This is a genomic window from Qipengyuania sp. SS22, from assembly GCF_025736935.1.
In the GTDB taxonomy this organism is placed as follows: Bacteria; Pseudomonadota; Alphaproteobacteria; order Sphingomonadales; family Sphingomonadaceae; genus Qipengyuania.
In genome coordinates this window covers 1,434,857-1,461,040 of record NZ_CP107048.1, presented here as the reverse complement: position 1 = coordinate 1,461,040, position 26,184 = coordinate 1,434,857, and the positions used below count along the sequence as shown (strand labels likewise).

The following is a 26,184-nucleotide window of genomic DNA, read 5'->3' as shown; positions in this document are numbered from 1 at the left end:
GGTGGCCCCGGCGGCCGCGCTATCGCCTGCCGCGGCACCTGCTCCCACCAGTCCGCTTGGCAAGACGGTCGGATGCGCTCCCGAGGAAGAGCGGATATTTTCCTGCAAGGTCGCCAGCGGCAAGCGGATCGCGATTTGCGGCACGGGCGAGCGGGAAGCCGAATATCGCTTCGGCGAAAGCACGCCCGAACTCGTCCTGCGCGGCGGCCGCTGGGCGAGCGTGCCCTATTCGGGCGGGGGCGAGGCGCAGGTTGCCTTTGCCAGCGGGACGACGCGCTATATCGTTTTCAGCCGCGTGGTCCGGACCAATTTCGCCGCCGGAGAGCCGAACAACCCGGCGATCAGCGACGGCGTGATGGTACTCGACGGCGAGAAGGTGATCGGCCTCCAGTTATGCGACGATGCGGATATCGTATCGATCGACTACGATCTTGCCGAAGCCCATTTCCCGCGTGCCGACGAGCTGTTCAGCTGGGAGACCGACCGCGCCGACCGCCGAACCCGATAGCTGCTGGCTGTGCGGACGCGCGTTGGGGCGCAAGGTCCAACAGCATCACCTCGTGCCCAAGGCCAAGAAGGGGCGCGAGACGGTGCCGCTCCACCCGATCTGCCACCGCGCGATCCATGCCAATTTCACCAATGCGCAGCTCGCGCGGATCGGCGCTGACCGCGAAGAACTGCTGGCCGACGAGGCCCTCGCGCGGTTCGTGGAATGGGTGGCCGACAAGCCCCCCGATTTCCACGCCCCGACGCGCCGGCCGCGCTGATCAGTCCGCCAGCCGCTGCAGCAGATAGACCATCTGCAGCGCCTGAATCTTGGCACGCTGTTCATTGTCCACGCCGCCCGAATGGCCGCCGGTCATGTCCTCGAAGTAATAATACTCCTGCCCCAGTTCCTTGACCCGCGCGGCGCCCTTGCGCGCATGCGCGGGATGGGTGCGGTCATCGGCGGTCGAGGCCCAGAAGAACGGCGCCGGATAGGCCTTGTTCTCGAGCAGCTTCTGATAGGGCGAATAGGGTTCGATCCAGGCGCGTTGTTCCGCGATGCGCGGATCGCCATACTCGCCGGTCCACGACGCCCCGCGCCCGATCACGTGATAGCGCAGCATGTCGAATAGCGGGATCTGGACGATCGCGGCATTGAACAGGTCCGGGCGCTGCGTGAAGGCAGTGCCCACCAGCAGGCCGCCCTGCGATCCGCCCTGGATACCGAGATGGTCGGCGGTGGTGATGCCCCGCGCGATTGCGTCTTCGGCGATCGCGATGAAATCGTCCCAGGTGCGCTGCTTGTTCTCGCGGATCGCATCCTGGTGCCAGCCGGGGCCGAATTCGCCGCCGCCGCGCATATTGCCGAGGATATAGGCGCCGCCGCGCTCGAGCCAGATCTTGCCGATCGAACCGAGATAGGAAGGCAGGCGCGGCACTTGGAAACCCCCGTAACCGGTCAGCAGCGTCGGATTGGTGCCGTCCATCACCATACCCTTCGGCTTGACGAGGAAATAGGGGATCATCGTGCCATCGGCGCTGGTCGCTTCGTACTGCTCGACCTCCATGCCCGCGGCATCGAAATAGCTGGGCGAGGTCTTGATCACTTCGGGCGCGCCGCTGCCGTCCGAATAATACAGCGTCGAGGGCGTGAGGAAGTCGGTCACCGAATACATGATTTCGTCCGACCCTTCCGATGCGGCAGCCACATCGAGCGTCGAATTGTCGGGCAGCTCGATCTCGCTCGAGACCCACGCGCCATCGACATGGTCGAACTTGAGCACGCGGCCGCGGACATTGTCGAGCAGGCTGACATAGAGGCTTTCGGAGGTGTTCGAGGCACCTTGCTTGGTCTGCTTGTCCTCGGGCGCCCAGACGAGCGTTTTCGTCGCACCATTCGGATCGGCCTTGAACGCTTCCAGATCGACCGACACCAGTGCGTCGGCGGGGAAGGTCTGCCCCTGCGTGTCCCAATCGACATCGGTCGAGAACAGCAACTGGCCGTCGATCAGCCCGTAGGGCGCCGCCTTGAGCGGCATGTCGAGCCGCAGCCATTCGCCGTCATGCTGCCAGAAATATTCGGTTTCGTGGAAGCTGGTCGCGCGGAAGGCGTAATAGCCATGCGCGGTGCCGGTGTGGTCGCGGAGCAGCGTGGCGCCGGACCAGACATCGGCTTCCTCGCCGCGCCAGATTTCCTGCGCGTCCTCGATTGTGGTGCCGCGTTTCCAGATGCGCGATGTGCGCGGATACTGGCTCTCGGTCAGCGTGCCTTCGCCGAAATCGCGGCTGACCAGCAGCGTATCGGCATCGATCCATTCGATCCCGCCCTGGCTCTTCTGGTCGAGCAGGAAGCCGTTTTCGACGAAGCTCTTGGTGGTCATGTCGAACTCGCGCAGCACGGTGGCGTCTTCGCCGCCGTCGCTCAGCGCGATCATGCACATGCGCTCTGCGGGCGGCAGGCAGGTGCTGCCCTTGTAGACCCATTCGCGCCCTTCGGCTTCGGCCAGCGCATCGACATCGAGCACGGTTTCCCACTGCGGGTTGTCGGTGCGGTAGCTGGCCAGCGTGGTGCGGCGTACCAGCCCGCGCGGGTTCTGCTTGTCCTGCCAGAAATTATACAGACCGTCGGGGCGGATCGTCACATAGGGTATGCGATCCTCGCTGTCGTAGATCGCCAGCGCCTCGGCCTTGACCGTGTCGAACCGCGGGTCGCCCGCGATAAGATCCATCGTGCGTTCGTTCTCGCTGCGCACCCAGTCGAGCGCTTCATCGCTGCGCGCCTCCTCGAGCCAGATGTAGCTGTCCTCTTCGGGGCCGGGGATGCCGTCCAGCGCGGCGGCGGGCGTTTGGGGTGCAAGCGTCATGGCAGCGGCAATGGCCAGCGCGGATACGAGTTTCAAGGTCTGTCTCCTGAGTCGTGGACGCCTTATGCGCAAAGGCGGGATGAAGGAGTAAGGGGGCGGGGCGTTTTGTCGAAATCCTTCCGGCGGCGACCCCTCAATCGACTTCGGCAGGCGGGTCGCGCAGCACCCAGACCGAGATCGTCCGGCCACGGATACGCGTGTGCATCCGGCGTTCGTAATCGCGCGTCACGGTCCGCATCACCAGCCGCTTCACCTCTTCGTTCTGAGTAGTGAAGGGAGTGTCCGCAGTCACGATCACCGACGGCTGCCGCGACAGGATACGGCGGACCTCGTCAATCTGCCGGACTCCCAGCGCATCGCGTTCGAGCGCATTGTTGAGGTGGTCGGGATAGATGAACCGCGTCGGCAGGCAGCTGCCCGTTTCGCGGTAGAGCGCAGTCGGGCCATCGAAAATCCACAGGCAGCGCGTACTATCATCGACCAGCGGGCTGATGGTGGCCACCAGCTGCGCCATGCCGGTGCGCGAACGCTGCGTCGCATCCATTCGGGTGCCGTAATAGAGCAGCGAAAAGCAGATCGCGATTGCGGCCAGCATCGGCGCCAGTCGCAGCGGTCCCAGCCGGTTGAGGAAGGGCAGCGCGAGCAGGATCGTCGCCGGGACCAGCGCGGCGTAATAATAGGCATAGACGGTCGAGGGCAGGAACACCGTGGCGAGGCAGGCGACCAGCCAGGCGGCATAGAAGGCATAGGCGCGCTTGTCGGTCGGGATACCCATCCGTAGCGCCGCATAGGCCCCCAGACCCGCGAGCGCGACAAGCGGGAGCTGGTACAGCCAGTGCGCCGAGAAACGCCCCGCGGGGGAGGGCAGGCGGTCGAAGAAGCTGACGAAATTGGCAAACCAGAAGGCGTCCCATTCGCCGATCGCTAGATAGGACAGGCCGACCAGCGCCGTTGGCAGCAGCCCGAGAGCGGCAAAGGCGGCGCCCAGCCCGGCGAGCCGGACAAGTGACCGATCGCGCCGGTACTGGCCCCACAGCGCCCACAGGCCGAAGAACGCACATTGCGGCACGACGGTATATTTGATCTGCAGCGCCAGCCCGCCGATCAGCATCGCCGCGAGCGCGCGGCGGATCGCCTGCGGATGGTCGGGATCGCGCACCAGGATTGCCATTCCGAGCATGGCGGGAACATGGAAAATCTCGGTCTGGCCCGAATGGGGGCCGTATAGCGCCATGAGGATGAGGTAGAGGACACCCGCCCCCATCGCGACGGTCCGGTCGACCAGCGTCAGCGCCAGGTGCCGCGTGAGCATGGCGCCGAGCACTGCGAAACCGGTCGCGAACAGCTGGTAGGCCAGCGGCGATGGGCCGCCGATCGCGTGCGCCAGCGCATAAAGCAGGAACAGGCCGAACGGCTTGCGGTCCCACAGATCGACGAACGGCAGCTTGCCATCGAGCATGGCGTTGCCGATCAGCGAATAGAGCTGCTCGTCGATATCGGCATTGGCATCACCCAGGAACGGCAGGCGGATCACCAGTGCGCATACTGTCAGCAAGAGCACCACGCTGACCGCGTCGACGCGCGAGCGGAAACCGGTTTGCGGATCACTGGACTTCACGATTTGCGCCTTCATGGCGTGCTGGCCCCCACCTGTCGCCATGCTCTGTGACGCAGCGTGGTAAACTTTAGCCTAAACCACGCGCTTTCGGCGATAGGGCGCGCAAACGAAAAGGGCGACCCCGCAGGGCCGCCCTTCGTGTTCGGTATGGGACGCAGGCCTCAAGCCTCGACGTGTTCCGCGAGGACCGTCAGGCCGTTCTCGCCGACCTCGGCGAAACCGCCGCGGACTTCGACCAGTTCGGGCGCGGCGCCTTCGGTCTTGTAGACCTGCACCGATCCGTCGCGGATCGTCGACATGAAGGGCGCATGGCCTTCGAGCACGCCGAATTCGCCTTCCGCGCCGGGGACGACCACCATGTGGACGTCTTCGGAACGGACCAGCTTGGCCGGTGTGACGAGTTCGAAGTGGAGGGCCATATGCTTACAAGTCCTCGGCCAGCTTCTTGGCCTTTTCGACCGCCTGGTCGATACCGCCGACCATGTAGAAGGCGGCTTCGGGCAGGTGATCGTATTCGCCGTCGACGACTGCCTTGAACGAAGCGACAGTATCTTCGATCTGCACGAACTGGCCGGGGATGTTGGTGAACACCTCGGCAACGTGGAACGGCTGCGACAGGAACTTCTGGATCTTGCGCGCACGGGCCACGGTCAGCTTATCTTCTTCCGACAGCTCGTCCATGCCCAGGATGGCGATGATGTCCTGCAGGCTCTTGTACTTCTGCAGCGTTTCCTGGACCTTGCGCGCGGTCTCGTAGTGCTCTTGGCCCACGATGCGTGGTTCAAGAACGCGGCTGCTGGAATCGAGCGGGTCGACTGCCGGGTAGATGCCCAGCTCCGAAATCGCACGGTTGAGGTTGGTGGTGGCGTCGAGGTGGGCAAACGAGGTCGCCGGGGCCGGGTCGGTAAGGTCGTCGGCGGGCACGTAGATGGCCTGGACCGAGGTGATCGAGCCCTTGTTGGTCGAGGTGATGCGTTCCTGCAGATTGCCCATGTCGGTCGACAGCGTCGGCTGGTAGCCCACGGCCGAGGGAATACGGCCGAGCAGCGCCGACACTTCCGAACCCGCCTGCGTGAAGCGGAAGATGTTGTCGACGAAGAACAGCACGTCCTGGCCTTCGACGTCGCGGAAATATTCCGCCATCGTCAGGCCCGACAGTGCGACGCGGGCACGTGCGCCCGGCGGTTCGTTCATCTGGCCGAACACCAGCGCAACCTTCGAACCTTCCGAGATGGCATTGCCGTCGGCGTCCTTGGCGATAACGCCGGCGTCGAGGAATTCGTGATAGAGGTCGTTACCTTCGCGGGTACGTTCACCCACGCCGGCGAAGACGGACACGCCGCCATGGCCCTTGGCGATGTTGTTGATCAGTTCCTGGATCAGCACGGTCTTGCCGACGCCGGCACCGCCGAACAGGCCGATCTTACCGCCACGCGCATAGGGCGCGAGCAGGTCGATGACCTTGATGCCGGTGACAAGGATGGCCGCTTCGGTCGACTGGTCGACGAACAGCGGGGCTTCGGCGTGGATCGGCATCGACTGGTCGGCGCCGACCGGGCCACGTTCGTCGATCGGCTCGCCGATGACGTTCATGATGCGGCCGAGCGTCTTCGGGCCGACGGGGACCGAAATCTGCGAGCCGGTGTTGACGACTTCCTGGCCGCGGATGAGGCCTTCGGTGGCGTCCATCGCGATGGTACGCACGGTGTTTTCACCGAGGTGCTGCGCGACTTCGAGGACTAGCGTGTTGGCGCCGTTCTTGGTTTCGAGCGCGGTCAGGATGGAGGGCAGTTCACCTTCGAACTGCACGTCGACGACAGCGCCGATGACCTGGCTGATGGTGCCGTTGGGCGATTGGTTGAGTACGGGTGCGGTGGCCATGATCTATGTCCTGACTTGGGGTTTAATGCGCCTTAGCCGACGCAGACATTTTCCGGATCGGCAAAGGCCCATTCGCCTTCGCCAGCAGTAAGGGTCGCCTTGTTGCGAAGATATTCGTCGTCACCGAGGCCGAATTCGCACACGACATCGGGCGAACCCATGCCGGCGCGCTTGCACATGGCGGTGTTGACCGCCTCGTCTTCGGGGCAGGCTTCGGCGTATTTCGCAGTGAGCAGCGCCTGGTCGGGCGCGGGCAGCGTCTCGATCGGCTCGGGCGTCACGACCTGTTCGGGCGCGGTCTGCGCGGCGGGTTCTTCACCGCAGGCAGACAGCAGCGCGAGGGGGAGGAGGAGGGCAAGCTTGTTCACATCGGATCCTTAGAGAGCTTCCGCACCGGCGATGATTTCGATCAACTCGGTGGTGATGGCGGCCTGGCGGCTGCGGTTGTACTTGATGGTCAGCTTGCTGATCAGGTCGCCGGCATTGCGCGTGGCATTGTCCATTGCGGTCATCGACGCACCCTGTTCGGACGCCTCGCGTTCCAGCAGCGAAGCGAACAGCTGCGTCTTGACGTAACGCGGCAGCAGTTCCTCGAGGATTTCTTCCTCGCCCGGCTCGTATTCGACCACGGCATCGCCCGCGGTCCCGGTATCGCCTTCGGGCGAGGGGACGGGGATCAGCTGGTCCACGGTCGGGTCCTGCGCCAGCGCCGACTTGAAGATCGGGTAGACGAGATGGGCGACATCGAATTCACCCTGCTCGAACCGCGCGATCAGGTCGTCGGCGATCGCTTCGGCTTCCTCGAAGCCCGGCTGGCGGACTTCGGAGGTGTCGAACCACTTTTCGATCCGTTCGGCATAGTCGCGCTTGATCGGGGCGCGGCCCTTCTTGCCGACGAGGTAGAAGCGCACTTCCTTGCCCTCTGCGATCAGCGCACGTGCCTTGACCTTGGCGGCCTTGACGATGTTGGCGTTGAGACCGCCGCACAGGCCCTTGTCGGTGTTGACCACCACCAGCAGGTGGCGCTTGTCCGAACCCGTGCCGCGCAGCAGGCGCGGAGCGCTGTCGCCGCTGACCTTGCCGGCCAGCGATGCCATCACGCCTGACAGCCGTTCGGCATAGGGACGCGCAGCTTCGGCCGCGGCCTGCGCCCGGCGCAGCTTCGCAGCCGCGACCATCTGCTTGGCCTTGGTGATCTTCTGGGTCGACTTGACCGAGTTGATACGGCCCTTGAGTTCTTTGAGGCTAGCCATGTTCGTTCAGCCTTCCAGCGACTTCACTTCGACGAGTTCCGGCGCGCTAGCGAGCCAGTTTTCGTATCGAGCGAAGACGTCCTTGGTGTATTCCTGAGCGTGATGGAAATCGAATGCATCGCGATCCGCCCACTCTTCGAAAATCATGATCGTGCTCGAACCGTCCGCGGCGCGGCGCGGCTCGAACGCGATGCAACCATCTTCGCCACGGGTCATCGGCACGATGGCGGCCACCGCTTGGCAAGCGGCCTCCATATGCTCCGACTTGACCCGGATGGTGGCGAAGACAGTGTAGCTCATCGTGCGATCAGGCGAACTGCTTCGCGAAGGCCTTGAGCGCGTCGACGACCTTGGTCTTGGTGTCGTCTTCGAACTTGCCCGTAGTGCGGATTTCTTCGAGCACGGGGGCATGTTCGGCGCGCATGAAGCTCAGCATCTGGGCTTCGTAATCGGTCACGCGGTTGACCGGCACATCGTCGATGTAGCCATTGGTACCGGCGAAGATCGACACGGTCTGCTCTTCGAACGGCATCGGGCTGAACTGCGGCTGCTTGAGCAGCTCGGTCAGGCGCGCACCGCGGTTGAGCAGCTTCTGCGTCGCGGCATCGAGGTCCGAGCCGAACTGCGCGAAGGCCGCCATTTCACGGTACTGTGCGAGGTCGAGCTTCATCGAGCCCGAGACCTTCTTCATCGCCTTGGTCTGCGCGGCACCGCCGACGCGGCTGACCGACAGGCCGACGTTAATCGCCGGACGGATGCCCTGGTAGAACAGGTCGGTTTCGAGGAAGATCTGACCATCGGTGATCGAGATCACGTTGGTCGGGATGTAGGCCGACACGTCGCCCGCCTGCGTTTCGATGATCGGCAGCGCGGTCAGCGAACCGCCGCCTTCGGCCTTGCTCATCTTCGCCGCACGCTCGAGCAGGCGGCTGTGGAGGTAGAACACGTCGCCGGGATAGGCTTCGCGGCCCGGCGGGCGGCGCAGCAGCAGCGACATCTGGCGATAGGCGACGGCCTGCTTGGAAAGATCGTCATACACGATCACGGCGTGCATGCCGTTGTCGCGGAAGAATTCGCCCATCGCGCAGCCGGTGTAGGGTGCGAGATACTGCAGCGGAGCGGGCTCCGAAGCGGTCGCGGCGACGACGATCGAATATTCCATCGCGCCGTTTTCTTCGAGCTGCTTGACGATCTGCGCGACGGTCGAGCGCTTCTGGCCGACGGCGACATAGATGCAGTAAAGCTTCTTGCCTTCGTCGTCGCCCGCATTGGCTTCCTTCTGGTTGATGAAGGTGTCGATCGCGACGGCGGACTTGCCGGTCTGGCGGTCGCCGATGATCAGTTCGCGCTGGCCGCGGCCGACGGGAACGAGCGCGTCGACGGCCTTGAGGCCCGACTGCACCGGTTCGCTGACCGATTCGCGCGGGATGATGCCCGGTGCCTTCACTTCGACGCGGCGGCGTTCGGTCGATTCGATCGGGCCCTTGCCGTCGATCGGGTTGCCGAGCGCATCGACCACGCGGCCGAGCAGGCCCTTGCCGACGGGGACGTCGACGATGGTGTTGGTCCGCTTGACGCTGTCGCCTTCGCCGATTTCCTGGTCCGAGCCGAAGATCACCGCGCCGACATTGTCGGCCTCGAGGTTCAGCGCCATGCCCTGAACGCCGTTGGCGAATTCGATCATTTCACCGGCCTGCACGTTGTCGAGACCGTGGATGCGGGCGATACCGTCACCCACCGACAGCACGGTGCCGACTTCGCTGACTTCGGCTTCGGTTCCGAAATTGGCGATCTGGTCCTTGATGACCTTGGAGATTTCTGCGGCGCGGATATCCATGATGTGTGTCCTTTAAGCCTTCATGGCTTGCGAAAGCGAATTGAGACGGGTGCGGATCGAGGCGTCGATGCGCTTCGAGCCGATGGTGACGACGAGGCCGCCGAGCAGATCGGGCTCGACCTTCGTGGAAAGCTTGACGGTGCGGCCTTCGCGGGCAGTCAACTTGGCCTTGAGATCGGCCAGCTGCGCATCGGTCAGCGCATGCGCGCTGGTCACTTCGGCGGTGACTTCACCGCGCTGCGCGGCGGCGATCGCGCGGAAGGCGCGGATCACTTTCGGCAGCTGGTTCAGCCGGCGGTTATGCGCCAGCACGCCGAGGAAGTTCTGCGTCAGCTCGGACACGCCGAGGATCGCCGAAACGCCCCACAGCGCCTTTTTGGCGTCGCTGCGCGAAACCTTGGGGTTGGTGGTGACAGCGGCGAGCTCGGCCGATTCGGCGAGCGCGGCCTCGATCTTGTCGAGGTCCGTTTCGACCGCGGTCACGGTTCCGTTTTCGCTAGCGAGGTCGAACAGGGCCGAAGCGTAACGCCCTGCCAGGCTAGCCTGAATACCGGCGGAAATATCCACGCGCTTGAGGTCCTCTCGGGTCCGGAAGAAAAGTCTGTGCGATCCAGGCCGGTCGCGGGCGAACGAGAGTCACCCCGGCAAGGTCGGCGCGCGCCTAGCAAAGCCCCCTCGCAATGGCAAGCCGACTCCGGACCGCCGCACTGGACTCTTGGTGCACGCTGCGTAGGATAGGTGGCATAACAAAACCAGTCACGCGGGAGAGAGCGATGAGAATGGTGCCACTGGCCCCCAAATGCGGGGTCGAAGTCGAGGATGTGAATCTGGCCGAGGCGGAGGGCGATACGCTCACTGCGATCAAGCAGGCGATCTATACGCACGGTGTTGCGCTGTTTCGCGGGCAGGACGATTTCACGCCCGAGGCGCATATCGCTTTCGCCCGGCGCTGGGGCGGGATCGACATCAACAATTACTTCCCGCTGACCGAGCAGCATCCCGAGATCGCCGTGGTCCGCAAGCGCGCCGACCAGGTCACCAATATCGGCGGGGGGTGGCACACCGACCATTCCTACGACCAGGTGCCCGCGATGGGTTCGATCCTCGTCGCGCGGACGCTGCCGCCCAGCGGCGGCGACACGCTATGGGCGCATATGGGCGAAGCCTATGACGCGTTGCCCGACGATCTCAAGGCCGAGATCGAAGGGCTCGAGGCGTTCCATACCGCCGACCATATCTATGACGAGGGCGGTCTCTACGCGAATACCGACATGGGCAGCGACCTGCGCGGCCAGGCGCTCAAGACCGGCGCGACGCATCCGATCGTGATCCGCCACCCGCAGACGGGGCGCAAGCTGCTCTATGTGAACAGCGCTTTCACCATGCATATCGTCGGGAAGTCGCGCGAGGAAAGCCTGCCGCTGCTCCAGCGGCTGTGCGATGCGGCGACCGCGGCGGAGAACACCTGCCGCGTGGCGTGGGAACCGGGCGCGGTGGCGATCTGGGACAACCGCACCACCTGGCACCTGGCGATGAACGACTACCAGGGCCACGCCCGCGAGATGCACCGCATCACGCTGACCGGCGAACCGCTGGCGGCCTAATTGCGATGTACGATCGCGTCGTTCAATGCGGTGACGACGTCTTTGATAAACGTACCATCAGTACTGGACAAAGCCTCAGTCTCTCCTGACGAACTTCGTAGGACAACAGCGTGTGTGGCTTTCTGTTTGTATAGCGAAAAGCCGCAGACGGCAGCGACTAAAAAGCCGATGAGGAACGCACCAAAAAATATCATAAGGACGCCGAGAAGTAGGCCAACAACGAGACCGGTTCTGTTGGGGTCTTGCCGATGGCTCGCAACTGATGTCACACCATTCATTGCATGCGTTTGTTCTGCGACGATAAATCGAGAATTGGTCACTTTGACGTGGCCATTGTCAAAAAAAATCTTTTCTTCGCTCACATGTTTTCCCCCTCGTGGAGAGAAACAATGAGGTCGACAGAGTATTCAAGTCAAGAATATTGGAGGAGAAGGTCCACCTTCTACCTCCGCGCGCTACATTCGTAAACCAGCCGCTCGTTCGCTTCACGCGGAAGCTGGGCCAGCACTTCGCCTTGCAGTTCGCCGAGCAACGCAGCGGCATTGTCGCTCCCGCATTCGGGCGCTGAATACTTGCCGCGTGCCTCGCGCGCTTCGCTCATCGCACCGCGCGGGAGGAGATAGCGTTCGGTGCGGAAGATGCGGCGGTCGGGGTCGAAGCTGTTGACCGATACCGCGTCTTCGGAATTGGGCACGAAGACCCGGCTCCAGCTGCCCCCGGCAAAGCCGTATTGCGTGCGCGTGTTGACGCAGCCATCGGCGGTCCAGTCGAACTCGATATCCTCGACCTTGGCGCTGGTCACGCGGCTGCGTTCGGGAACCAGCCTGCACAGCAGCGCCGCCGCGCCGGTCGCGGATGTGTCGCCGCCTGCGGAATCGTCCGCGTCATCGGCCATGGCGGCGGCGACGCGGCGGTCGATCTCGTCGAGGCCGGGGCGAGTGAGATAGGCGGCCAGCGCCACCAGCACGACCACCAGCGTCGCCGCGCCGACCAGCCGCAGTCGCTTGTCGTCGCGCGGCTCGGCGCGCGATAACGTCAGCGCCCACTGGCCGAGGCCAAAGGCGACCAGCAGCAGCACGAAGGCGAGGAACACGCGGTCCTCGCGCTCGACGATTACGCCTTGTTCGGCCTCGAGCAGCGCGCGCTCGCGCTTGCTCCGCTGCACTTCGGAGCGCTGCGCCATATCGGCGCGCGCGGCCATCTGTTCGCGCTGCAGCCGCTCGCGCTCGGCCTCGTCGAGATCGGCCATCGACCGGCAGGTGCTGCCGTTGACGCGCGGTTCGACATCATTGGCGCGCAGGAAGGGCAGCAGTTCGCGATTGGAAACCGCGAAGAAGAACTCGGCATCGCCGCCGTCATTGTCTGCGCCGAAGCTGTTGACCCCGACCACGCGGCCGCACGGGTCGAGCAGCGGGCCACCCGAATTGCCACGCGCGATCGGTGCGGTGTGCAGGATGGTGTCGAACTGGCGGCTGGGCCGCGCGCCCGAGACATAGCCGCGGCTCTTGACCGGGGGCTGGCTGCGGAAGATGTCGCTCAGGTCCAGTCCCTGCGCGCGGTCGACATTCATCGGATAGCCGACGCTGGTCACTTCGCCGCTATCGGGCGGGACGCCGCCGGCCAGCGCCAGCGGGGGCAGCCGCAAGGCGCCGGTGATGCGGATCAATGCAAGGTCGTTGCGCGGGCTGACCGCGATCGGCTGGCCATATACCGCCTCGCCGCCACCGTTGGGGATGATGCCGATCCGCAGCGCGTCATCGCGCAAGGCGTCGCGCAGCACATGTGCATTGGTCACCACCTTGTCGCCCGCGACTGCAAAGCCGGTGCCGTGGCTGATCGGGACCAGTTCCTCGCCATCCTCGCCGATGATGACCACGCGCACCACGCCGCGGGCAGCGGCATCGATATCCGCCGGTTCGGCCTGCGCCAGCACCGGTACGAGCAGCGCGAACAGCGCGGCGAGCAAGGTTGGAATGCGTCCCATCGGGCGGTCTTGTGACGATCATTCGCTTTGACCGCAAGCCGCGGGATGCCCGCCAGCGGCGGCATGGGCAGAAGGCTGCGGAGAGTTCGGCAAGGAGCCATCGATGACCTATCGTATCCACGGCCTCGAGCCCGGCCAGTTCGCCGGGCTTTTCGCCAGCGACGAAGCAGCACTAGCGCAGTCGCTCACGCACAAGGTAATCGCGGGGGAGGAGGGGCGCTATCCCTGCCGGGTGAGCCTGCGCGATGCGGATCCGGGCGATGAACTGGTCCTCACCCATTTCACCAACCACGCGGTCGACACTCCCTATCGCAATGCCTTTGCGATCTATGTGCGCAAGGATGCGCGCGAAGCGGCGGACTATATCGACGAACTGCCGCCGATCCTGCGCGGCCGGCCGATTGCGCTGCGCGGCTACGATGCCCGCGGCTGTCTCCACACCGCCTCGCTGGCGCTGCAGGACGATGTCGACCGGGTCGTCCGCGAACTGTTGGCCGATGACAGGGTCGCCTATATCGATGCGCACAATGCGATGCATGGCTGTTTCGCAGCGCGGATCGAGCGCTATGATGGGGCCGACCATGACTGATGCCATCTCCGAGAATATCGCCTGGGCGGCGGTTAAGCGGCGCGATCGCAGCTTCGACGGGCGCTTTGTCACCGGCGTGCTGACGACGGGTATCTATTGCCGCCCGTCCTGCGCCGCGCGTCACCCGGATCGCGGCAATGTGCGCTTCTTTGTCGATGGTGCGCAGGCGCGGACTGCGGGCTTGCGCGCCTGCAAGCGGTGCCGGCCCGACGATGTCGGGCGTGACGAGGCGGCAGTGCTCGCGGCGATCGACGAGATCCGCCAGGCCGAGGATGCGCCCCCGCTGACCGCGCTGGCGCAGCTTACCGGCTATTCGCCTGCGCATTTCCAGCGGGTGTTCAAGCGCGCCATCGGTCTCTCGCCCGCCGCCTATGCCCGCGCCTTGCGCGAGGAACGCGCACGCGACGCGCTATCGGAGGGCGAAAGCGTGACCGGCGCGATCTACGAGGCGGGCTATGGGTCGGCCTCGCGCTTTTACGAGAATACGAAAGGACGGCTGGGCATGACGGCAAGCGCATGGGCCAATGGCGGGGCAGGGGTGACGATCCACTGGGCGGTGGTCGACACCACGATGGGTCCGATGCTGGTCGCGGCGACCGACAAGGGCGTATGCCGCCTGTCCTTCGGCGAGGACGACAGCGAATTGCGCCGGCGCTTCCCCGGGGCCGATCTGGTCGAAGGCGGCGCGGCCTTCGGCAAACTGCTCGCCGACGTGGTCGCCAGCGTCGAGGCACCGGGCGATTTCGCGCATATCCCGCTCGATGTGAAAGGCACCGCCTTCCAGGAAGCATGCTGGGAAGCGCTGCGCGCGATCCCGCCGGGCGAAACGCGAACCTATGCCGAGATCGCCGCTGCCGCGGGCAACCCCAAGGCGGTGCGCGCCGCGGGCAGCGCCAATGCGCGCAACAATGTCGCGGTGCTGATCCCGTGCCACCGCGTGGTGCGCAAGGGCGGCGATCTGGGCGGTTATGCCTACGGGCAGGACATCAAGCGCGAACTGCTCGAGCGGGAGACCAAGTGATGGACAGGATCGACGCATTCACCGCGCTGCATGTGCCGGGCGACCCGCTGGTGCTGTACAATATCTGGGACGCCGGCAGCGCCCGCGCCGTGGCTGGCGCGGGGGCGAAAGCCATCGCGACGGGCAGCTGGGGCGTGGCCGAGGCCAACGGGTTCAGCGATGGGGAGACGCTCCCGCTCGAGATCGCGCTCGAAAACCTCACCGGCATCCTTTCGGTCACCGACCTGCCGGTGAGCATCGACATGGAGGCCGGCTATGGCGATACGCCCGCCGCGGTCGGCAAGTCGGTGGGCACGGCGCGCGATGTGGGTGCGAGCGCGATCAATATGGAAGACCGCATGCCCGGCGAAACCGCGCTGCTCCCGGTGGCGCAGGCGGCAGAGCGGATTGCCGCCGCGGCCGGCACCGGCATTCACGTCAATGCGCGCACCGACGTCTATCTCGGACGCGAGCCTAAGGAGCACACTCCTGCCTTGGTCGAAGACGTGCTGACACGCGCCGCAGCTTTTGCCGAAGCGGGCGCGCGCAGCCTGTTCGTTCCGTTCCTCGGCGACCATGCGACGATCCGCGTGATCTGCGAGGCATCGCCGCTGCCGGTCAACGTGCTGTGGGCGCCGGGACGCGGTACGACTGCCGAGCTGGCCGCGTTGGGCGTGGCGCGGATCAGCTATGGTCACGGGCCGTGGGCCGCAGCGATGGACTGGCTCAAGGCGCAGGCGGAAGCTGTCTATCGACAGGGGTAGGGCAGACATTCAGCCGAGGGGAAAGCAGATTTCGCGACAACCCTTGTTTTGCGAATCATTCGCATTAACTGACAGGGATGAGCAGCAGACCTTCCCCGCGGACGCTTACCGTCCTCTCGCGCCAGACCCTTTCGCCCTCGATGATCCGCGTGTCACTCGGAGGCGCAGGGATGGCCGAGTTTCCGCCCGGTTTCGCGGGCGGTTATGTGAAGCTCATGCTCGCCCCGGCCACTGAGACCAGCAAACCCGTCATCCGCACCTATACCATCCGCCACCAAGCCGACGATGCGATCGCGATCGACTTCGCATTGCATGGGGGCGAGGCTGCCGGACCCGCGACCCGCTGGGCGCTGGCGGCTCAGCCGGGGGATCGGATCGCGGTGGGCGGGCCGGGCCTGCCCAAGCCGTTGCCGCAAGGCCGCGATTTCTATCTCGTGGCGGGCGATATGACCGCGCTGCCGGCGATCGGGGTCAATCTCGAAGGATTGCCAGCCGATGCGCGCGGGTTTGCCGCGATCGAGATCCAGGACGAACGCGACCGGCAGGACATCGCTGCGCCCAAGGGGGTGGAGATCGTCTGGCTGGTCAATCCCGAACCGGGCCAGCGGCCGGGCCTGCTGGTTGATGCGCTGCGCAATGTCGCGCGGCCCGCAGGTTCGCTCGCGGCATGGGCGGCGTGCGAGTTTTCGGGGATGAAGCAGCTGCGCGAATATCTGCGCGGCGAACTCGCTCTCGCGCCTGCCGATCTCTACCTGTCCAGCTATTGGAAACACGGCATGATCGAGGACGAGCACAAGCTGGCCAAACAGCAGGACGCCGCCGCTCAGCCTGCCTGAATCGAAACGGGGCGGACCCAAGGCCCGCCCCGCACGATCCGAATTCGCAGCCCGATCAGAGGCCCGAGTTCATCCCGTCGACGCTCTTGCTGACAAGAATATTCACCGCCACGCGGCGGTTTTGCGCCTTGCCCTGTTCGGTGGTGTTGTCCGCTGCCGGATCGGCCTCGGCCATGCCGGTGGGGGTCAGCATCCGGTAGGGCGCCCAGTCGCATTCCTGCTGGAGGAAATTGGTCACCCGCGCCGCGCGCTTCTCGCTCAGCTCCTGGTTGTAATCGTAATCACCGACCGAATCGGTGTAACCGACCACCAGCATCAGTGCGTTGTCCGTCGACTTCGCCTGCTCGGCCGCCTGGCACAGTTCGTAGCGCGCCTGCTGCGAAAGGTTGTGCTTGGCAGTGTCGAAATAGACGTTGGTCGTGCCCTTGACGTTGTACTGGTCGATGTTCGCGACGCGTCCGCGCAGCGCTTCGGTTGCAGCCTCGTTGGCGGTGAAGCGCTGGTCGGTTCCGGTATGGATCATCCGCGCGGTGTCGAGGTGCTTGCTCTTGAGCGCGATCTTCGTCGCGATCAGCCCGCGATCCGCCCATTCGACGGTTTCGACGTCGACCGGCAGGCCATTGAGCAAGTCGGCGTCGGTAAGCTGGTCCTTGTCCAGACCGAGGAAACCGCCGCTGCTGCGGATTTCGGTGGCCGGGCTGATAGCTACGACGGTGCGCATGCCATCAGCGCTGGTAACCTGAATCTTGTTGTCCTGGCGCGCCGAGATCACGCCTTCGATTTCGGGGCCATCGGGCATGCCGGACAGGTCGCTGGGCGCGGTGCCGACAACGGTCATCGGTTCGCCTGCGCTTTGCGCGCCAGCCTGCGGATCGAGTTCCTGCGCCTGTGCACCGGCGGCCAGGGGGAGGGCGAGCGCGACAAGCGCTGCGAATGTCTTCGAACTCTTGGTCATGGCAGTCATATTCATACTCCTTCAATTCGAACCGACACAGGCCGTCCAGCGGGTGTGGAAGGCCGCTTTCTCCCCAATTGTGCCTGTGCGGTCAATCAGCCCCCTTCTCTGGAAATTGGCTTGGCTGGGCGGCGCGGGGCCGCAGGCGGGGGCTGGTGTTGCCCCCAGCCTGTCTCGCAAATGAACCGCCGGGGGCAAATCCTGCGCCGGAAGGATGGGCAGGGCGCGAACTGCGATGAACCGACGCTTACGGCGTTCGGGCCCAACCGGGGTGCGCGGGTACGAGCGTGTCGAGAAATGCCTCGGCGCTATCGAGATACTCGCGCTGGCGGTCCTCGCCCATGCGGTCCCACGTCGCATAGATGCGCCCGATGCGGTGGTTCTGCTCCAGCCGCTCGCGGTGGCGGTCCATGAAATGCCAGTAGAGCGGATTGAAGGGGCAGGCGCCGTCGCCGGTCTTCTTGTGGGGCGAATAGGTGCAGCCCGCGCAGTAATTGCTCATCTTGTTGATGTAATTGCCGCTCGCCGCATAGGGCTTCGACGCCAGCTTGCCGCCATCGGCATAGAGGATCATCGCCGCGACATTGGGCAGCTCGACCCATTCATAAGCATCGGCATAGACCACCAGGTACCAGTCCTGCACCGCGCGCGGTTCGATCCCCGCGAGCAGCGCGAAATTGCCCAGCACCATCAGCCGCTGGATATGATGCGCGTGTGCATTGTCGCGGGTCGAACGGATGCAATCGGCGAGGCAGGCCATCTCGGTTTCGCCGGTCCAGTAAAACTCGGGCAGGCCGCGCCGCGCGTCGAGTGCATTGGCGCGCTGCAGGTGCGGCATCTGGTGCCAGTAGAACCCGCGCACATATTCGCGCCAGCCGATGATCTGGCGGATGAACCCCTCGACGCTGTTGAGCGGCGCGCGCCCCTCGCGATAGGCCTGTTCCGCGCGCTGGCAGAGATCGAGCGGGTCGAGCAGGCCGAGATTGATGCTGGTCGACAGCATCGAATGGAACAGGTCGTCTTCGCCCGCGACCATTGCGTCCTGATAGGGGCCGAAGCATTCGATCCGCTCGGCGAAGAACGCATCGGCGGCCTGCTCGGCCTCGTTGCGTGTGACCGGCCAGCCGAACCCGTCGAGCGTCCCGAAGTGATCGCCGAAGCGCTCCGAGACCAGATCGATCACTTCCTGCGTCATGCTGTCAGGTGCGAACCTGGGACGTTCAGGCACCGCCAGGCCCTCCTTGGGCGGCTTGCGGTTTTCGCTGTCGTAATTCCATTCGCCGCCTGCGGGCTGGCCGTCCTCGTCCACCAGCAGCCCGGTCTTGCGGCGCATTTCGCGATAGAAGAATTCCATGCGGAGCGTCTTGCGATCCTGCGCCCACTCGTCGAACTCGGCCTGGGTGCAGATGAAGCGGTCGTCGCGCAGGATCTCGACATCGCCGGCGAACTTGTCTGCCCATTGCTCGATGTCCTGCCTGACGCGCCATTCGCCCGCTTCGACTACGCTGACCAGCCGTGGGTCGTGCCGTTCAATCGCGCGCGCGACCTCACCGGTGAAGTTGCCCGCATTGTCCGGATCGCCGAGTTCGGTGTAGTCGACGCTCCAGCCCGCATTGCGCAATTCCGCAGCGAAATGACGCATGGCGGAAAAGATCAACGCGATCTTCTGCTGGTGATGGCGGACATAGGTCGCCTCGTCCCACACCTCCATCATCAGGATGACGGTATCGTCCTTGGTCCGCCCGCGAAGACTGGCAAGGTCGCGGGTCAGCTGGTCGCCAAGGATGGGGACGAGGACGGGTTGGTCGTTGGGGCGGGGCATCCTTGGTAGAATGTCCCGCCCCAGTGATGGTGCCTTATAGCTTGGCGATTTCCTGCTTCGCCGCATTCATGCCCTGTTCGATCGCGTCGGGCCCGAACCCCGCCTTCTCGACGCGGACGAAGTGCAGATCGTCCACGCCGATGAAGCCGAAGAAGGTGGTCAGCAGGCTTTCCTGGTTCTCCGCCATCTGGTCGGTCGAATATGCGCCGCCGCGTGCCGATGCGACCACGACCTTGCGCCTGCCGGCAAGGCCTTCGGGGCCCTTCTCGCTATATTTGAAGGTCACGCCGGGCACGCCGAGCCGGTCGAGCCATGCCTTGAGCTGGCTGGGAATGGTGAAATTATACATCGGCGCGCCGACGATCACCACGTCGCTGGCAAGGAATTCGTCGAGCACCGCACGCTGTTCGGGATAGGCCGCGGCAACCGCTTCCTCATGCGTTTCGGGCGGCGTGCGGATCGCGCTGGTGGTGATCGGGTCGATATGCGGCAGCGGCTCGGCCACGAGATCGCGCGTGACGACCTTGGCGTCGGGATGCTCGGCAGTGAAATGCGCAAGCAGTTCGTCGGTCAGCTTGCGGCTGATCGATTGATCGCCGGTGGTCGAACTGTCGATACGAAGGATTTGCATAAGAGGATTTCCATAGTTACTGTTGATAACCTGGAGGCCATATGGAAACTGTACCCCACCCCGCGCAAGAAGGCACCTTGCTGTCCGATAGGAACACCGATGTGACCCTTGAGGTTCACGACGCGCCGCAATGCACTGCGGTAAACGACATCCTCGCGCGTGTCGGCGACAAATGGTCGGTTCGCGTGGTCATGGGGCTGGCCGACGGGTCGCGGCGGTTCAACGAATTGCGCCGCGACATCCCGGGTATTTCGCAGCGCATGCTGACGCGCACCCTGCGCGGGCTGGAGCGTGACGGGCTGGTCAACCGCACGGTCACTCCCAGCGTGCCGCTGCGGGTCGATTATGCGTTGACGGCGCTGGGCCGCTCGCTGTGCGACCCGGTGGCGCGGCTGGGCAATTGGGCGATTGCCAATATCGGCAAGGTCGAGGCCGCCCGCGCGGTCTACGACAGCGAACAGGACTAGGTCGAAAGATCGAGCTTTTCGCGCAGCATGTCGAGCGCGGCGCGCAGCGCGGAAATTCGCACCCCGTCGCGGCCTATCGGCCCGAAATGTTCTTCGCGATGGATCAACGATCCGTCGGTGCCCGCGAGCGCGAAATGGACGAGGCCCTCCTCGTCACTCTCACCCCCGGGGCCGGCGAAGCCGGTGATCGAAACTGCCAGCTGTGCCTCCGATCGTTCGAGCGCGCCTGCGGCCATCGCCTCGGCGACCTCGCGGCTGACTGCGCCGCAATTCTCGACCATGTCACTTGCGAGACCCAGCAGATCGCATTTGGCCCCATCCGAATAGGACACCACGCCGCGGTCGAACACGTGGCTGTAACCCGGGACGTCGGTGAACAGTGCGGCGAGCAAGCCGCCGGTGCAGCTTTCGGCGGTGGCCAGTTGCCAACCGCGGTCCTTGGCGGCGGCAAGGATCCGCTCGGCCAGCCGGCAGACGTCGTCGGGGAGGGCAGCTTCGAGTTCTTCGGCCATACGGCGGGCAAACGTCCCGCCGAAACTCCGGGTTCCCGAACTTGCGCGCGTCGCGCCTAGACGAAGCTGTAGGGGTCGATATCGACCGCCACGCGCACGCCGGGCGGGTGGTCGATTGCGCCCAGCCAGCGGCGGATCACCTGCTGCAATTGCACGCTGCGACGGGCGTTGATGAGGAAGCGATAGCGATAGCGCCCGCGCAGCAGCGCCATCGGGGCGGGCGCGGGGCCGAGGATCAGGCATTCGGCCACATCGGGCCGGTGTCCGCCGATGCGATTGGCGGCATCGCGCGCCTCGGCATCGGTTTCGGACGAGACGATGATCGAGGCCCAGCGACCGAAGGGCGGGGCGCCCGCCTCGCGCCGCATCTCGGTTTCGGCGTCGTAGAAGGCATCGCGGTCGCCAGCGGCCAGTGCGGCAATCACCGGCGCTTCGGGATGGCGGGTCTGGATCAGCACTTCGCCGGGTTTCGAGCCGCGCCCCGCGCGCCCCGCCACCTGCGCGACCTGCTGGTAGGTCCGCTCGCCCGCGCGCAGATCGCCGCCCTCAAGACCCAGATCGGCATCGACCACGCCGACCAGCGTCAGCTCGGGGAAATGAAACCCCTTGGTGACCAATTGCGTGCCCACGATCACGTCCACTTCGCGCGCTTCGACCGCAGCGATGAACTCCGCCGCGCGGCCGGGCGAATTGAGCGTGTCCGAGGTGGCGACGAAGACACGCGCCTGTGGCAGCCGTTCGGCGACCTCGTCGGCGATGCGTTCGACCCCCGGCCCGCAGGCCACGAGGCAATCGGGCTCGCCGCATTCGGTGCAGGCCTTGGGGGCGGGCGCCTCATGCCCGCAATGGTGGCAGGCGAGCCGATTGGTGAAGCGGTGCTCGACCAGCCAGGCGCTGCAATTGGGGCATTGATAGCGAAAGCCGCAATTGCGGCACAGCGTCAGCGGCGCATAGCCGCGTCGGTTGAGGAACAAGAGCGATTGCTCGCCGCGCTCCAGCCGCTCCTCGATCCCCTCGACCAGCCGCTGCGCCAGCCACATGCCCTGCGGCGGCTTTTCCTCGGTCAGGTCGATCGTCTCGATCGTGGGCAGCTTGGCCCCGCCGTAGCGGCTCGGCAGGTCGATTTTGGCGTAGATCCCGCTTTCGGCCATTTGCAGGCTCTCGAGCGCTGGGGTGGCGCTGGCGAGCACCACGGGCACCTTCTCGAAATGCCCGCGCATCACCGCGACGTCGCGCGCATTGTAGCGCACGCCCTCTTCCTGTTTGAAGCTGGTCTCATGCGCTTCGTCGACCACGATCAGGCCAAGCCGGGCAAAGGGCAGGAACAGCGCCGAGCGCGCGCCGACCACCACCTGCGCGCTGCCTTCGGACACCGCGCGATAGGCGCGGCGACGCTCGGTCGACTTGAGCGAGGAATGCCACAGCACCGGCGGCGCACCGAACCGCTCCTCGAAGCGGTGGAGGAAGTTTTCGGTCAGTGCGATCTCGGGCAGCAGGACGAGCACCTGCCGTCCCATCCGCAGCGCCTCGGCGACGGGTTCGAAATAGGTTTCGGTCTTGCCCGATCCGGTTACCCCGTCGAGCAGGAAGGGGGCAAAATCCGCCTTGCGCACCGCGTCGGAGAAGATGTCCGCCGCCTCGCGCTGCTGGGCGCTCAGCGCGATCTCGACGAAATCGGGCCGCGCCTCAGTGTAAGGGCGGTCGCAATCGACCTCTATCGGGCCGATCACGCCCTGGTTGACCAGCCCGCGCAGGACGCCTTCCGAAACCCCCGCAATACCCGCCAGCTCGCGGATCGTCGCCTGCTCGCCTTCCAGCGCGCCTATCGCCGCCTCGCGCTGCGGGGTCATGCGTTCGGGCATGCCGCCGGTCAGGCAGTATTCGGTCATCGTCGCGGGGCCCTTGAGCGCGCCTCCCGAGGCCAGCGCCATCCGCGCCACGCTGGCGAGCGAGGCGACGTAATAGTCCGCGGTCCATTCGATCAGCCGCCTGAGCGCGGCGGAAAGCGGCCGCACGGGAAGCACCCCGCGCAAATTGCGAAGCTTCTCGACCGGAACCTCGGTTCCCGGGAGCCGTTCAGCTTCCCATACGATCCCGATTACCGTGCGCGGGCCCAGCGGGCATTCGACCACGGCCCCCGCCGCGACATCCATGCCCTCGGGCACCTTGTAGTCGAGCGGGCCGAGAGCGGCATTGAGGACGAGGCAGCGCACGCGGTTCATGGCCCGGCCATATGGGCGGCACGATGGCTGCGAAACAAGGGCAGGATACAATGAGGACTACCGATATGACCGATATTCTCGTCAAACCCACCGGACGGCGCGGCTTTCTCGGCGGGGCCATGGCCGGCGGCGGGCTGCTGCTGCTGCCCGCCTGTTCGACCATTCCCGGTTTCGGCATGGTCGATGCGGTCCAGCGCATCCTGTTCCTGTCGAGCGAGCGCGCTTTCGGGCGAATGCTCGAAGGTGGCGGCTTCTGGGACGAACAGGTCGCACAGGTCGGCTTCAGCGAGCTGCTGGGCACACGCGGCGATGTGCTGTCGCGCATCCTGACCTCCGCATTGTTCAAGAGCCGGCTCGAGAACGCCTTTGGCGATGTCGCTTATGAAGGCGCCGAGCGCGCGGCACCGCTAGTCACCGATGCGGTACGCACCATCGGTATCCAGAACGCAATCGACCTCGTGCGCGGCGGACCCACCGCCGCGACCAGCTTCCTGCGCGATTCGATGGGCCGCAGCTTGGTTGAGGCGATGGTACCCGAACTGGGCGATGCGCTGCGGGTGGCGCAGGATCCGTTGGTGGCGGAACTGGTGCAGGGCCTCGCCGGGGTTGATCTGGCGGGCGCGGTTACGCGCTTCGCCGGCACTATCGATACCACCATCTGGCGCGAGATCGGGGTCGAGGAAGCGGCGATCCGCCGCAACCCGCAGGCCACGCGCGATCCGCTGATCATCGGTGTGTTCGGCACAGGCGCGCAGTACTAGCCGCAGGCCATATCGGGCGCTAAGGCCTTCCGGGAATCGCAAATCCCCCGGAGCCTTCGCGCATGAAATTCTTCGTCGACACCGCCGATATCGCCGACATCAGGGAAATGGCCGACACCGGCCTGCTCGACGGCGTCACCACCAACCCGTCGCTGATCGCCAAATCGGGCCGCGACTTCATGGAAGTGACCAAGGAAATCTGCGATATCGTGGATGGTCCGGTCAGTGCCGAAGTGGTCGCGCTCGATCACGAAACGATGATGAAAGAGGCCGAGACGCTGCGCAAGATCGCGGACAATGTCTGCATCAAGGTGCCGCTGACGATCGATGGGCTCAAGACCTGCAAGAAGCTGACCGGCGATGGCACGATGGTCAATGTGACGCTGTGCTTTTCCGCCAACCAGGCGCTGCTGGCGGCCAAGGCCGGGGCCAGCTTCGTTTCACCCTTCGTCGGGCGGCATGACGATAACGGCTTCGACGGCATGGCGCTGATCCGCGATATCCGGTTGATTTACGACAACTATCCCGATTTCTCGACCGAGATCCTCGTCGCCTCGATCCGCAATCCGGTGCATGTGCTCGAAAGCGCGCGCATCGGTGCCGATGTCGCGACCATGCCGGCCGCGGTCATCAAGGGCCTGTTCAAGCATGTCCTGACCGAAAAGGGCATCGAGGGCTTCCTCAAGGACTGGGACAAGACGGGCCAGTCGATCCCCACCGCATAAGTGAGCGAACAGACCCCTCTCGACCGTTTCAAGCAGGCGCTGACCGGCGCCAGCCGCGCGCTCGCGCATGAGGCGGAGGTCGAGGTTGCGTGGAGCGCGGATGCGCCGACCCAGTCGGGCAAGAACTTCCGTGTGCCATTGCCCGGGCGCAATCTTCCGCGCGAGCAGGCGATCGAGGCACGCGGCTTTGCCGACAGTTTCGCGTTGCGGCTGCGGCATCATAGCGAAGCGCTGCATGGCAAGGGCGCGCCGCCCGAACCGATCGCGCGCGCCTGCTACGACGCGATCGAACAGGTGCGTTACGAGGCGATCGGGTCGACGCGCTATGCGGGCATTCGCGGGAATCTCGACGCGGCGGTCGAAATGCGCACTGCCGCCGATCCAATCGTGCGGGCCGATGCGGCCGCCGATGTGCCGCTGCCCACCGCGCTGTCGCTGATGCTGCGCGAGGCGCTGACCGGCGCAGCCGTGCCCGAGGGCGCGCGCGCGGCGGTCGATCTGGTGCGCGAGGATATCCTCGCCAAGATCGGCACCGACATGGATGGGCTGGCCGATGTGCTCGACGACCAGCGCGCGTTCCAGAACCTGACGCTCGACATCCTGCGCGATCTTGACCTCACGCTGCCCGAGACCCCCGAACCAACCGATGCCGAAGATGGCGAGGACGAGGAAGGCGAGAACCCCGAGGACCAGGACGAGACCGACGAGGAAGACGAAGGCGGGGCCGAACCCGACGCCGCCGACGCGCGTTCGGAAGTGACCGACGGCGAGGCCGAGGGCGACGCCGATCAGGATGTCGAGGGCGAACAGGAAATGTCCGACGGCGATCCATCGGACGATGGCGAGGAAGGCATGCAGCCTGTCCGCCCCAATCGCCCGTGGACCGACTTTCCCGAAGGCTTCGACTATAAGGCCTATACCGAAAAGTTCGACGAGGAAGTCGAGGCCGCCGAGCTGTGCGACAATGAAGAACTCGACCGGCTGCGCGCCTATCTCGACAGCCAGCTGGCGGGGCTGCAGGGCGTCGTCACCCGGCTCGCCAACCGGCTCCAGCGCCGCCTCATGGCGCAGCAGAGCCGCAGCTGGGATTTCGACCAGGAAGAGGGCATGCTCGATGCCGCGCGGCTGACCCGCGTGGTGGTCAGCCCCGGCCACGCGCTCAGCTACAAGATTGAACGCGATACCGAGTTCAAGGACACGGTCGTCACGCTGCTGATCGACAATTCGGGCAGCATGCGCGGGCGGCCAATCAGCATCGCCGCGATCAGCGCCGATATCCTCGCGCGCACGCTCGAACGCTGCGGCGTGAAGACCGAAATCCTCGGTTTCACCACCCGCGCGTGGAAGGGCGGGCAGAGCCGCGAGATGTGGCTGTCCGACGGGCGGCCCGCGAATCCCGGCCGGCTCAACGATCTGCGCCATATCCTCTACAAGAAGGCCGACGAGCCTTGGCGCCGCGCGCGCCGCAATCTCGGCCTGATGATGCGCGAAGGCCTGCTCAAGGAAAACATCGACGGCGAAGCGCTGATGTGGGCGCACGACCGCCTGCTGCGCCGCCCCGAGGACCGCCGCATCCTGATGGTGATCTCCGACGGCGCTCCGGTCGACGACAGCTCGCTGTCGGTCAACCCGGCGGGTTTCCTCGAAGGCCATTTGCGCAAGGTGATCGACTGGATCGAGAAACAGTCACCCGTGCAGCTTGCCGCGATCGGCATCGGCCATGACGTCACGCGCTACTACAAGCGCTCAGTGACGATCATGGATGTCGAACAGCTTGGCGGGACGATTATCGAGCAATTGGCCGATCTGTTCGAGATTGAGAAATAGGCCGCGCCTGTTCGCGCATCGTCATCCCCGCGCAGGCGGGGATCCCG

At 65.1% G+C, this 26,184-nt stretch carries 27 protein-coding genes; 11 read left to right on the top strand and 16 right to left on the bottom strand.

What is annotated here, in order from left to right; translation table 11 throughout:
• The first annotated feature begins 1 nt into the window (after position 1).
• Both N6L26_RS07160 and N6L26_RS07155 read left to right on the top strand, forming a co-directional pair.
• Complete coding sequence (locus N6L26_RS07160) at positions 2–508, top strand: hypothetical protein (RefSeq protein WP_263604932.1); 507 nt, start codon at positions 2–4, stop codon at positions 506–508.
• A 22-nt stretch (positions 509–530) separates the two neighbouring features.
• Entirely contained in the window at positions 531–767 is a 237-nt protein-coding gene (locus tag N6L26_RS07155; protein WP_263604931.1) for a hypothetical protein, read from the top strand.
• Here N6L26_RS07155 and N6L26_RS07150 read toward each other — a convergent pair whose 3' ends face one another.
• The 9 genes from N6L26_RS07150 to N6L26_RS07110 all read right to left on the bottom strand — a co-directional run bounded on the left by N6L26_RS07150 (position 768) and on the right by N6L26_RS07110 (position 10,005).
• The gene (locus tag N6L26_RS07150; RefSeq protein ID WP_318173592.1) at positions 768–2,885 is read right to left on the bottom strand and encodes a prolyl oligopeptidase family serine peptidase; all 2,118 of its coding nucleotides are present in this window, start codon (positions 2,883–2,885) and stop codon (positions 768–770) included.
• A gap of 97 nt (positions 2,886–2,982) precedes the next feature.
• The gene (locus N6L26_RS07145) at positions 2,983–4,482 is read right to left on the bottom strand and encodes an ArnT family glycosyltransferase (RefSeq protein ID WP_263604930.1); all 1,500 of its coding nucleotides are present in this window, start codon (positions 4,480–4,482) and stop codon (positions 2,983–2,985) included.
• A 146-nt stretch (positions 4,483–4,628) separates the two neighbouring features.
• Positions 4,629–4,886, bottom strand: a complete 258-nt coding sequence (locus tag N6L26_RS07140; protein ID WP_263604929.1) for an ATP synthase F1 subunit epsilon — start codon at positions 4,884–4,886, stop codon at positions 4,629–4,631.
• 4 nt (positions 4,887–4,890) lie between these two features.
• Positions 4,891–6,348, bottom strand: a complete 1,458-nt coding sequence (gene atpD, locus N6L26_RS07135; protein WP_263604928.1) for a F0F1 ATP synthase subunit beta — start codon at positions 6,346–6,348, stop codon at positions 4,891–4,893.
• Positions 6,349–6,380: 32 nt separating this feature from the next.
• Positions 6,381–6,716 (bottom strand): hypothetical protein, encoded by a 336-nt coding sequence (locus tag N6L26_RS07130; protein ID WP_263604927.1) that lies wholly within the window; start codon positions 6,714–6,716, stop codon positions 6,381–6,383.
• A gap of 9 nt (positions 6,717–6,725) precedes the next feature.
• Entirely contained in the window at positions 6,726–7,601 is an 876-nt protein-coding gene (locus N6L26_RS07125) for a F0F1 ATP synthase subunit gamma (protein ID WP_263604926.1), read from the bottom strand.
• Between the two features lie 6 nt (positions 7,602–7,607).
• A complete protein-coding gene (locus tag N6L26_RS07120) occupies positions 7,608–7,901 on the bottom strand; it encodes a putative quinol monooxygenase (RefSeq protein ID WP_263604925.1) in 294 nt (97 codons plus the stop codon).
• 7 nt (positions 7,902–7,908) lie between these two features.
• A complete protein-coding gene (gene atpA / locus N6L26_RS07115; protein WP_263604924.1) occupies positions 7,909–9,438 on the bottom strand; it encodes a F0F1 ATP synthase subunit alpha in 1,530 nt (509 codons plus the stop codon).
• Between the two features lie 12 nt (positions 9,439–9,450).
• The gene (locus N6L26_RS07110; protein WP_263604923.1) at positions 9,451–10,005 is read right to left on the bottom strand and encodes a F0F1 ATP synthase subunit delta; all 555 of its coding nucleotides are present in this window, start codon (positions 10,003–10,005) and stop codon (positions 9,451–9,453) included.
• Between the two features lie 206 nt (positions 10,006–10,211).
• Here N6L26_RS07110 and N6L26_RS07105 point away from each other — a divergent pair, with 206 nt between their 5' ends.
• Entirely contained in the window at positions 10,212–11,042 is an 831-nt protein-coding gene (locus tag N6L26_RS07105; protein ID WP_263604922.1) for a TauD/TfdA dioxygenase family protein, read from the top strand.
• Here N6L26_RS07105 and N6L26_RS07100 read toward each other — a convergent pair.
• Both N6L26_RS07100 and N6L26_RS07095 read right to left on the bottom strand, forming a co-directional pair.
• The gene (locus tag N6L26_RS07100) at positions 11,039–11,404 is read right to left on the bottom strand and encodes a DUF6232 family protein (RefSeq protein ID WP_263604921.1); all 366 of its coding nucleotides are present in this window, start codon (positions 11,402–11,404) and stop codon (positions 11,039–11,041) included. The genes N6L26_RS07105 and N6L26_RS07100 overlap by 4 nt on opposite strands.
• Before the next feature lie 80 nt (positions 11,405–11,484).
• Positions 11,485–13,026 carry a S1 family peptidase gene (locus tag N6L26_RS07095; protein WP_263604920.1) on the bottom strand — a complete coding sequence of 514 codons (1,542 nt, stop codon included), beginning with the start codon at positions 13,024–13,026 and terminating at the stop codon, positions 11,485–11,487.
• Positions 13,027–13,129: 103 nt separating this feature from the next.
• Between N6L26_RS07095 and N6L26_RS07090 the strand changes: the two genes are divergently transcribed.
• The 4 genes from N6L26_RS07090 to N6L26_RS07075 all read left to right on the top strand — a co-directional run bounded on the left by N6L26_RS07090 (position 13,130) and on the right by N6L26_RS07075 (position 16,215).
• Positions 13,130–13,615 carry a DUF1203 domain-containing protein gene (locus N6L26_RS07090; protein WP_263604919.1) on the top strand — a complete coding sequence of 162 codons (486 nt, stop codon included), beginning with the start codon at positions 13,130–13,132 and terminating at the stop codon, positions 13,613–13,615.
• Positions 13,608–14,636, top strand: a complete 1,029-nt coding sequence (locus tag N6L26_RS07085; protein WP_263604918.1) for a bifunctional transcriptional activator/DNA repair enzyme AdaA — start codon at positions 13,608–13,610, stop codon at positions 14,634–14,636. The genes N6L26_RS07090 and N6L26_RS07085 overlap by 8 nt, the downstream gene beginning before the upstream one ends.
• Entirely contained in the window at positions 14,636–15,379 is a 744-nt protein-coding gene (locus N6L26_RS07080) for an isocitrate lyase/PEP mutase family protein (protein ID WP_263604917.1), read from the top strand. The genes N6L26_RS07085 and N6L26_RS07080 overlap by 1 nt, the downstream gene beginning before the upstream one ends.
• Before the next feature lie 77 nt (positions 15,380–15,456).
• Entirely contained in the window at positions 15,457–16,215 is a 759-nt protein-coding gene (locus N6L26_RS07075) for a siderophore-interacting protein (RefSeq protein WP_263604916.1), read from the top strand.
• A gap of 55 nt (positions 16,216–16,270) precedes the next feature.
• Here the strand turns inward: N6L26_RS07075 and N6L26_RS07070 are convergent, their stop codons facing one another.
• From N6L26_RS07070 to N6L26_RS07060, 3 genes are all read right to left on the bottom strand, one after another.
• Entirely contained in the window at positions 16,271–17,179 is a 909-nt protein-coding gene (locus N6L26_RS07070) for an OmpA family protein (RefSeq protein WP_263604915.1), read from the bottom strand.
• 238 nt (positions 17,180–17,417) lie between these two features.
• Positions 17,418–18,992 (bottom strand): cryptochrome/photolyase family protein, encoded by a 1,575-nt coding sequence (locus N6L26_RS07065; protein ID WP_263604914.1) that lies wholly within the window; start codon positions 18,990–18,992, stop codon positions 17,418–17,420.
• Positions 18,993–19,026: 34 nt separating this feature from the next.
• Positions 19,027–19,623, bottom strand: a complete 597-nt coding sequence (locus tag N6L26_RS07060) for an FMN-dependent NADH-azoreductase (protein ID WP_263604913.1) — start codon at positions 19,621–19,623, stop codon at positions 19,027–19,029.
• Positions 19,624–19,664: 41 nt separating this feature from the next.
• Here N6L26_RS07060 and N6L26_RS07055 point away from each other — a divergent pair, with 41 nt between their 5' ends.
• Entirely contained in the window at positions 19,665–20,090 is a 426-nt protein-coding gene (locus N6L26_RS07055; RefSeq protein WP_263604912.1) for a winged helix-turn-helix transcriptional regulator, read from the top strand.
• On the opposite strand, the gene N6L26_RS07050 is transcribed toward N6L26_RS07055, so the two are convergent.
• Together N6L26_RS07050 and N6L26_RS07045 are read right to left on the bottom strand one after the other, a co-directional pair.
• Positions 20,087–20,602, bottom strand: a complete 516-nt coding sequence (locus N6L26_RS07050; protein ID WP_263604911.1) for a CinA family protein — start codon at positions 20,600–20,602, stop codon at positions 20,087–20,089. The genes N6L26_RS07055 and N6L26_RS07050 overlap by 4 nt on opposite strands.
• A gap of 56 nt (positions 20,603–20,658) precedes the next feature.
• The gene (locus tag N6L26_RS07045) at positions 20,659–22,824 is read right to left on the bottom strand and encodes a primosomal protein N' (protein WP_263604910.1); all 2,166 of its coding nucleotides are present in this window, start codon (positions 22,822–22,824) and stop codon (positions 20,659–20,661) included.
• Positions 22,825–22,874: 50 nt separating this feature from the next.
• Between N6L26_RS07045 and N6L26_RS07040 the strand changes: the two genes are divergently transcribed.
• The 3 genes from N6L26_RS07040 (at position 22,875) to cobT (ending at position 26,137) form a co-directional block, all read left to right on the top strand.
• A complete protein-coding gene (locus N6L26_RS07040) occupies positions 22,875–23,585 on the top strand; it encodes a DUF4197 domain-containing protein (RefSeq protein ID WP_263604909.1) in 711 nt (236 codons plus the stop codon).
• Between the two features lie 62 nt (positions 23,586–23,647).
• Positions 23,648–24,310: a fructose-6-phosphate aldolase gene (fsa, locus tag N6L26_RS07035; RefSeq protein WP_263604908.1), complete on the top strand. Its 663-nt coding sequence runs from the start codon at positions 23,648–23,650 to the stop codon at positions 24,308–24,310.
• Positions 24,311–26,137, top strand: coding sequence for a cobaltochelatase subunit CobT (gene cobT, locus N6L26_RS07030; RefSeq protein WP_263604907.1), 1,827 nt, complete (start codon positions 24,311–24,313; stop codon positions 26,135–26,137).
• Positions 26,138–26,184: the final 47 nt, after the last annotated feature.

Bases quoted from the DNA above. Each gene is read 5' to 3' on its own strand.
- N6L26_RS07145 (WP_263604930.1), bottom strand. From the start codon at position 4,482: ATGAAGGCGCAAATCGTGAAGTCCAGTGATCCGCAAACCGGTTTCCGC.
- N6L26_RS07140 (WP_263604929.1), bottom strand. From the start codon at position 4,886: ATGGCCCTCCACTTCGAACTCGTCACACCGGCCAAGCTGGTCCGTTCC.
- atpD (WP_263604928.1), bottom strand. From the start codon at position 6,348: ATGGCCACCGCACCCGTACTCAACCAATCGCCCAACGGCACCATCAGC.
- N6L26_RS07125 (WP_263604926.1), bottom strand. From the start codon at position 7,601: ATGGCTAGCCTCAAAGAACTCAAGGGCCGTATCAACTCGGTCAAGTCG.
- N6L26_RS07120 (WP_263604925.1), bottom strand. From the start codon at position 7,901: ATGAGCTACACTGTCTTCGCCACCATCCGGGTCAAGTCGGAGCATATG.
- atpA (WP_263604924.1), bottom strand. From the start codon at position 9,438: ATGGATATCCGCGCCGCAGAAATCTCCAAGGTCATCAAGGACCAGATC.
- N6L26_RS07105 (WP_263604922.1), top strand. From the start codon at position 10,212: ATGAGAATGGTGCCACTGGCCCCCAAATGCGGGGTCGAAGTCGAGGAT.
- N6L26_RS07095 (WP_263604920.1), bottom strand. From the start codon at position 13,026: ATGGGACGCATTCCAACCTTGCTCGCCGCGCTGTTCGCGCTGCTCGTA.
- N6L26_RS07090 (WP_263604919.1), top strand. From the start codon at position 13,130: ATGACCTATCGTATCCACGGCCTCGAGCCCGGCCAGTTCGCCGGGCTT.
- N6L26_RS07085 (WP_263604918.1), top strand. From the start codon at position 13,608: ATGACTGATGCCATCTCCGAGAATATCGCCTGGGCGGCGGTTAAGCGG.
- N6L26_RS07080 (WP_263604917.1), top strand. From the start codon at position 14,636: ATGGACAGGATCGACGCATTCACCGCGCTGCATGTGCCGGGCGACCCG.
- N6L26_RS07075 (WP_263604916.1), top strand. From the start codon at position 15,457: ATGAGCAGCAGACCTTCCCCGCGGACGCTTACCGTCCTCTCGCGCCAG.
- N6L26_RS07070 (WP_263604915.1), bottom strand. From the start codon at position 17,179: ATGACTGCCATGACCAAGAGTTCGAAGACATTCGCAGCGCTTGTCGCG.
- N6L26_RS07065 (WP_263604914.1), bottom strand. From the start codon at position 18,992: ATGCCCCGCCCCAACGACCAACCCGTCCTCGTCCCCATCCTTGGCGAC.
- N6L26_RS07060 (WP_263604913.1), bottom strand. From the start codon at position 19,623: ATGCAAATCCTTCGTATCGACAGTTCGACCACCGGCGATCAATCGATC.
- N6L26_RS07055 (WP_263604912.1), top strand. From the start codon at position 19,665: ATGGAAACTGTACCCCACCCCGCGCAAGAAGGCACCTTGCTGTCCGAT.
- N6L26_RS07050 (WP_263604911.1), bottom strand. From the start codon at position 20,602: ATGGCCGAAGAACTCGAAGCTGCCCTCCCCGACGACGTCTGCCGGCTG.
- N6L26_RS07045 (WP_263604910.1), bottom strand. From the start codon at position 22,824: ATGAACCGCGTGCGCTGCCTCGTCCTCAATGCCGCTCTCGGCCCGCTC.
- N6L26_RS07040 (WP_263604909.1), top strand. From the start codon at position 22,875: ATGAGGACTACCGATATGACCGATATTCTCGTCAAACCCACCGGACGG.
- fsa (WP_263604908.1), top strand. From the start codon at position 23,648: ATGAAATTCTTCGTCGACACCGCCGATATCGCCGACATCAGGGAAATG.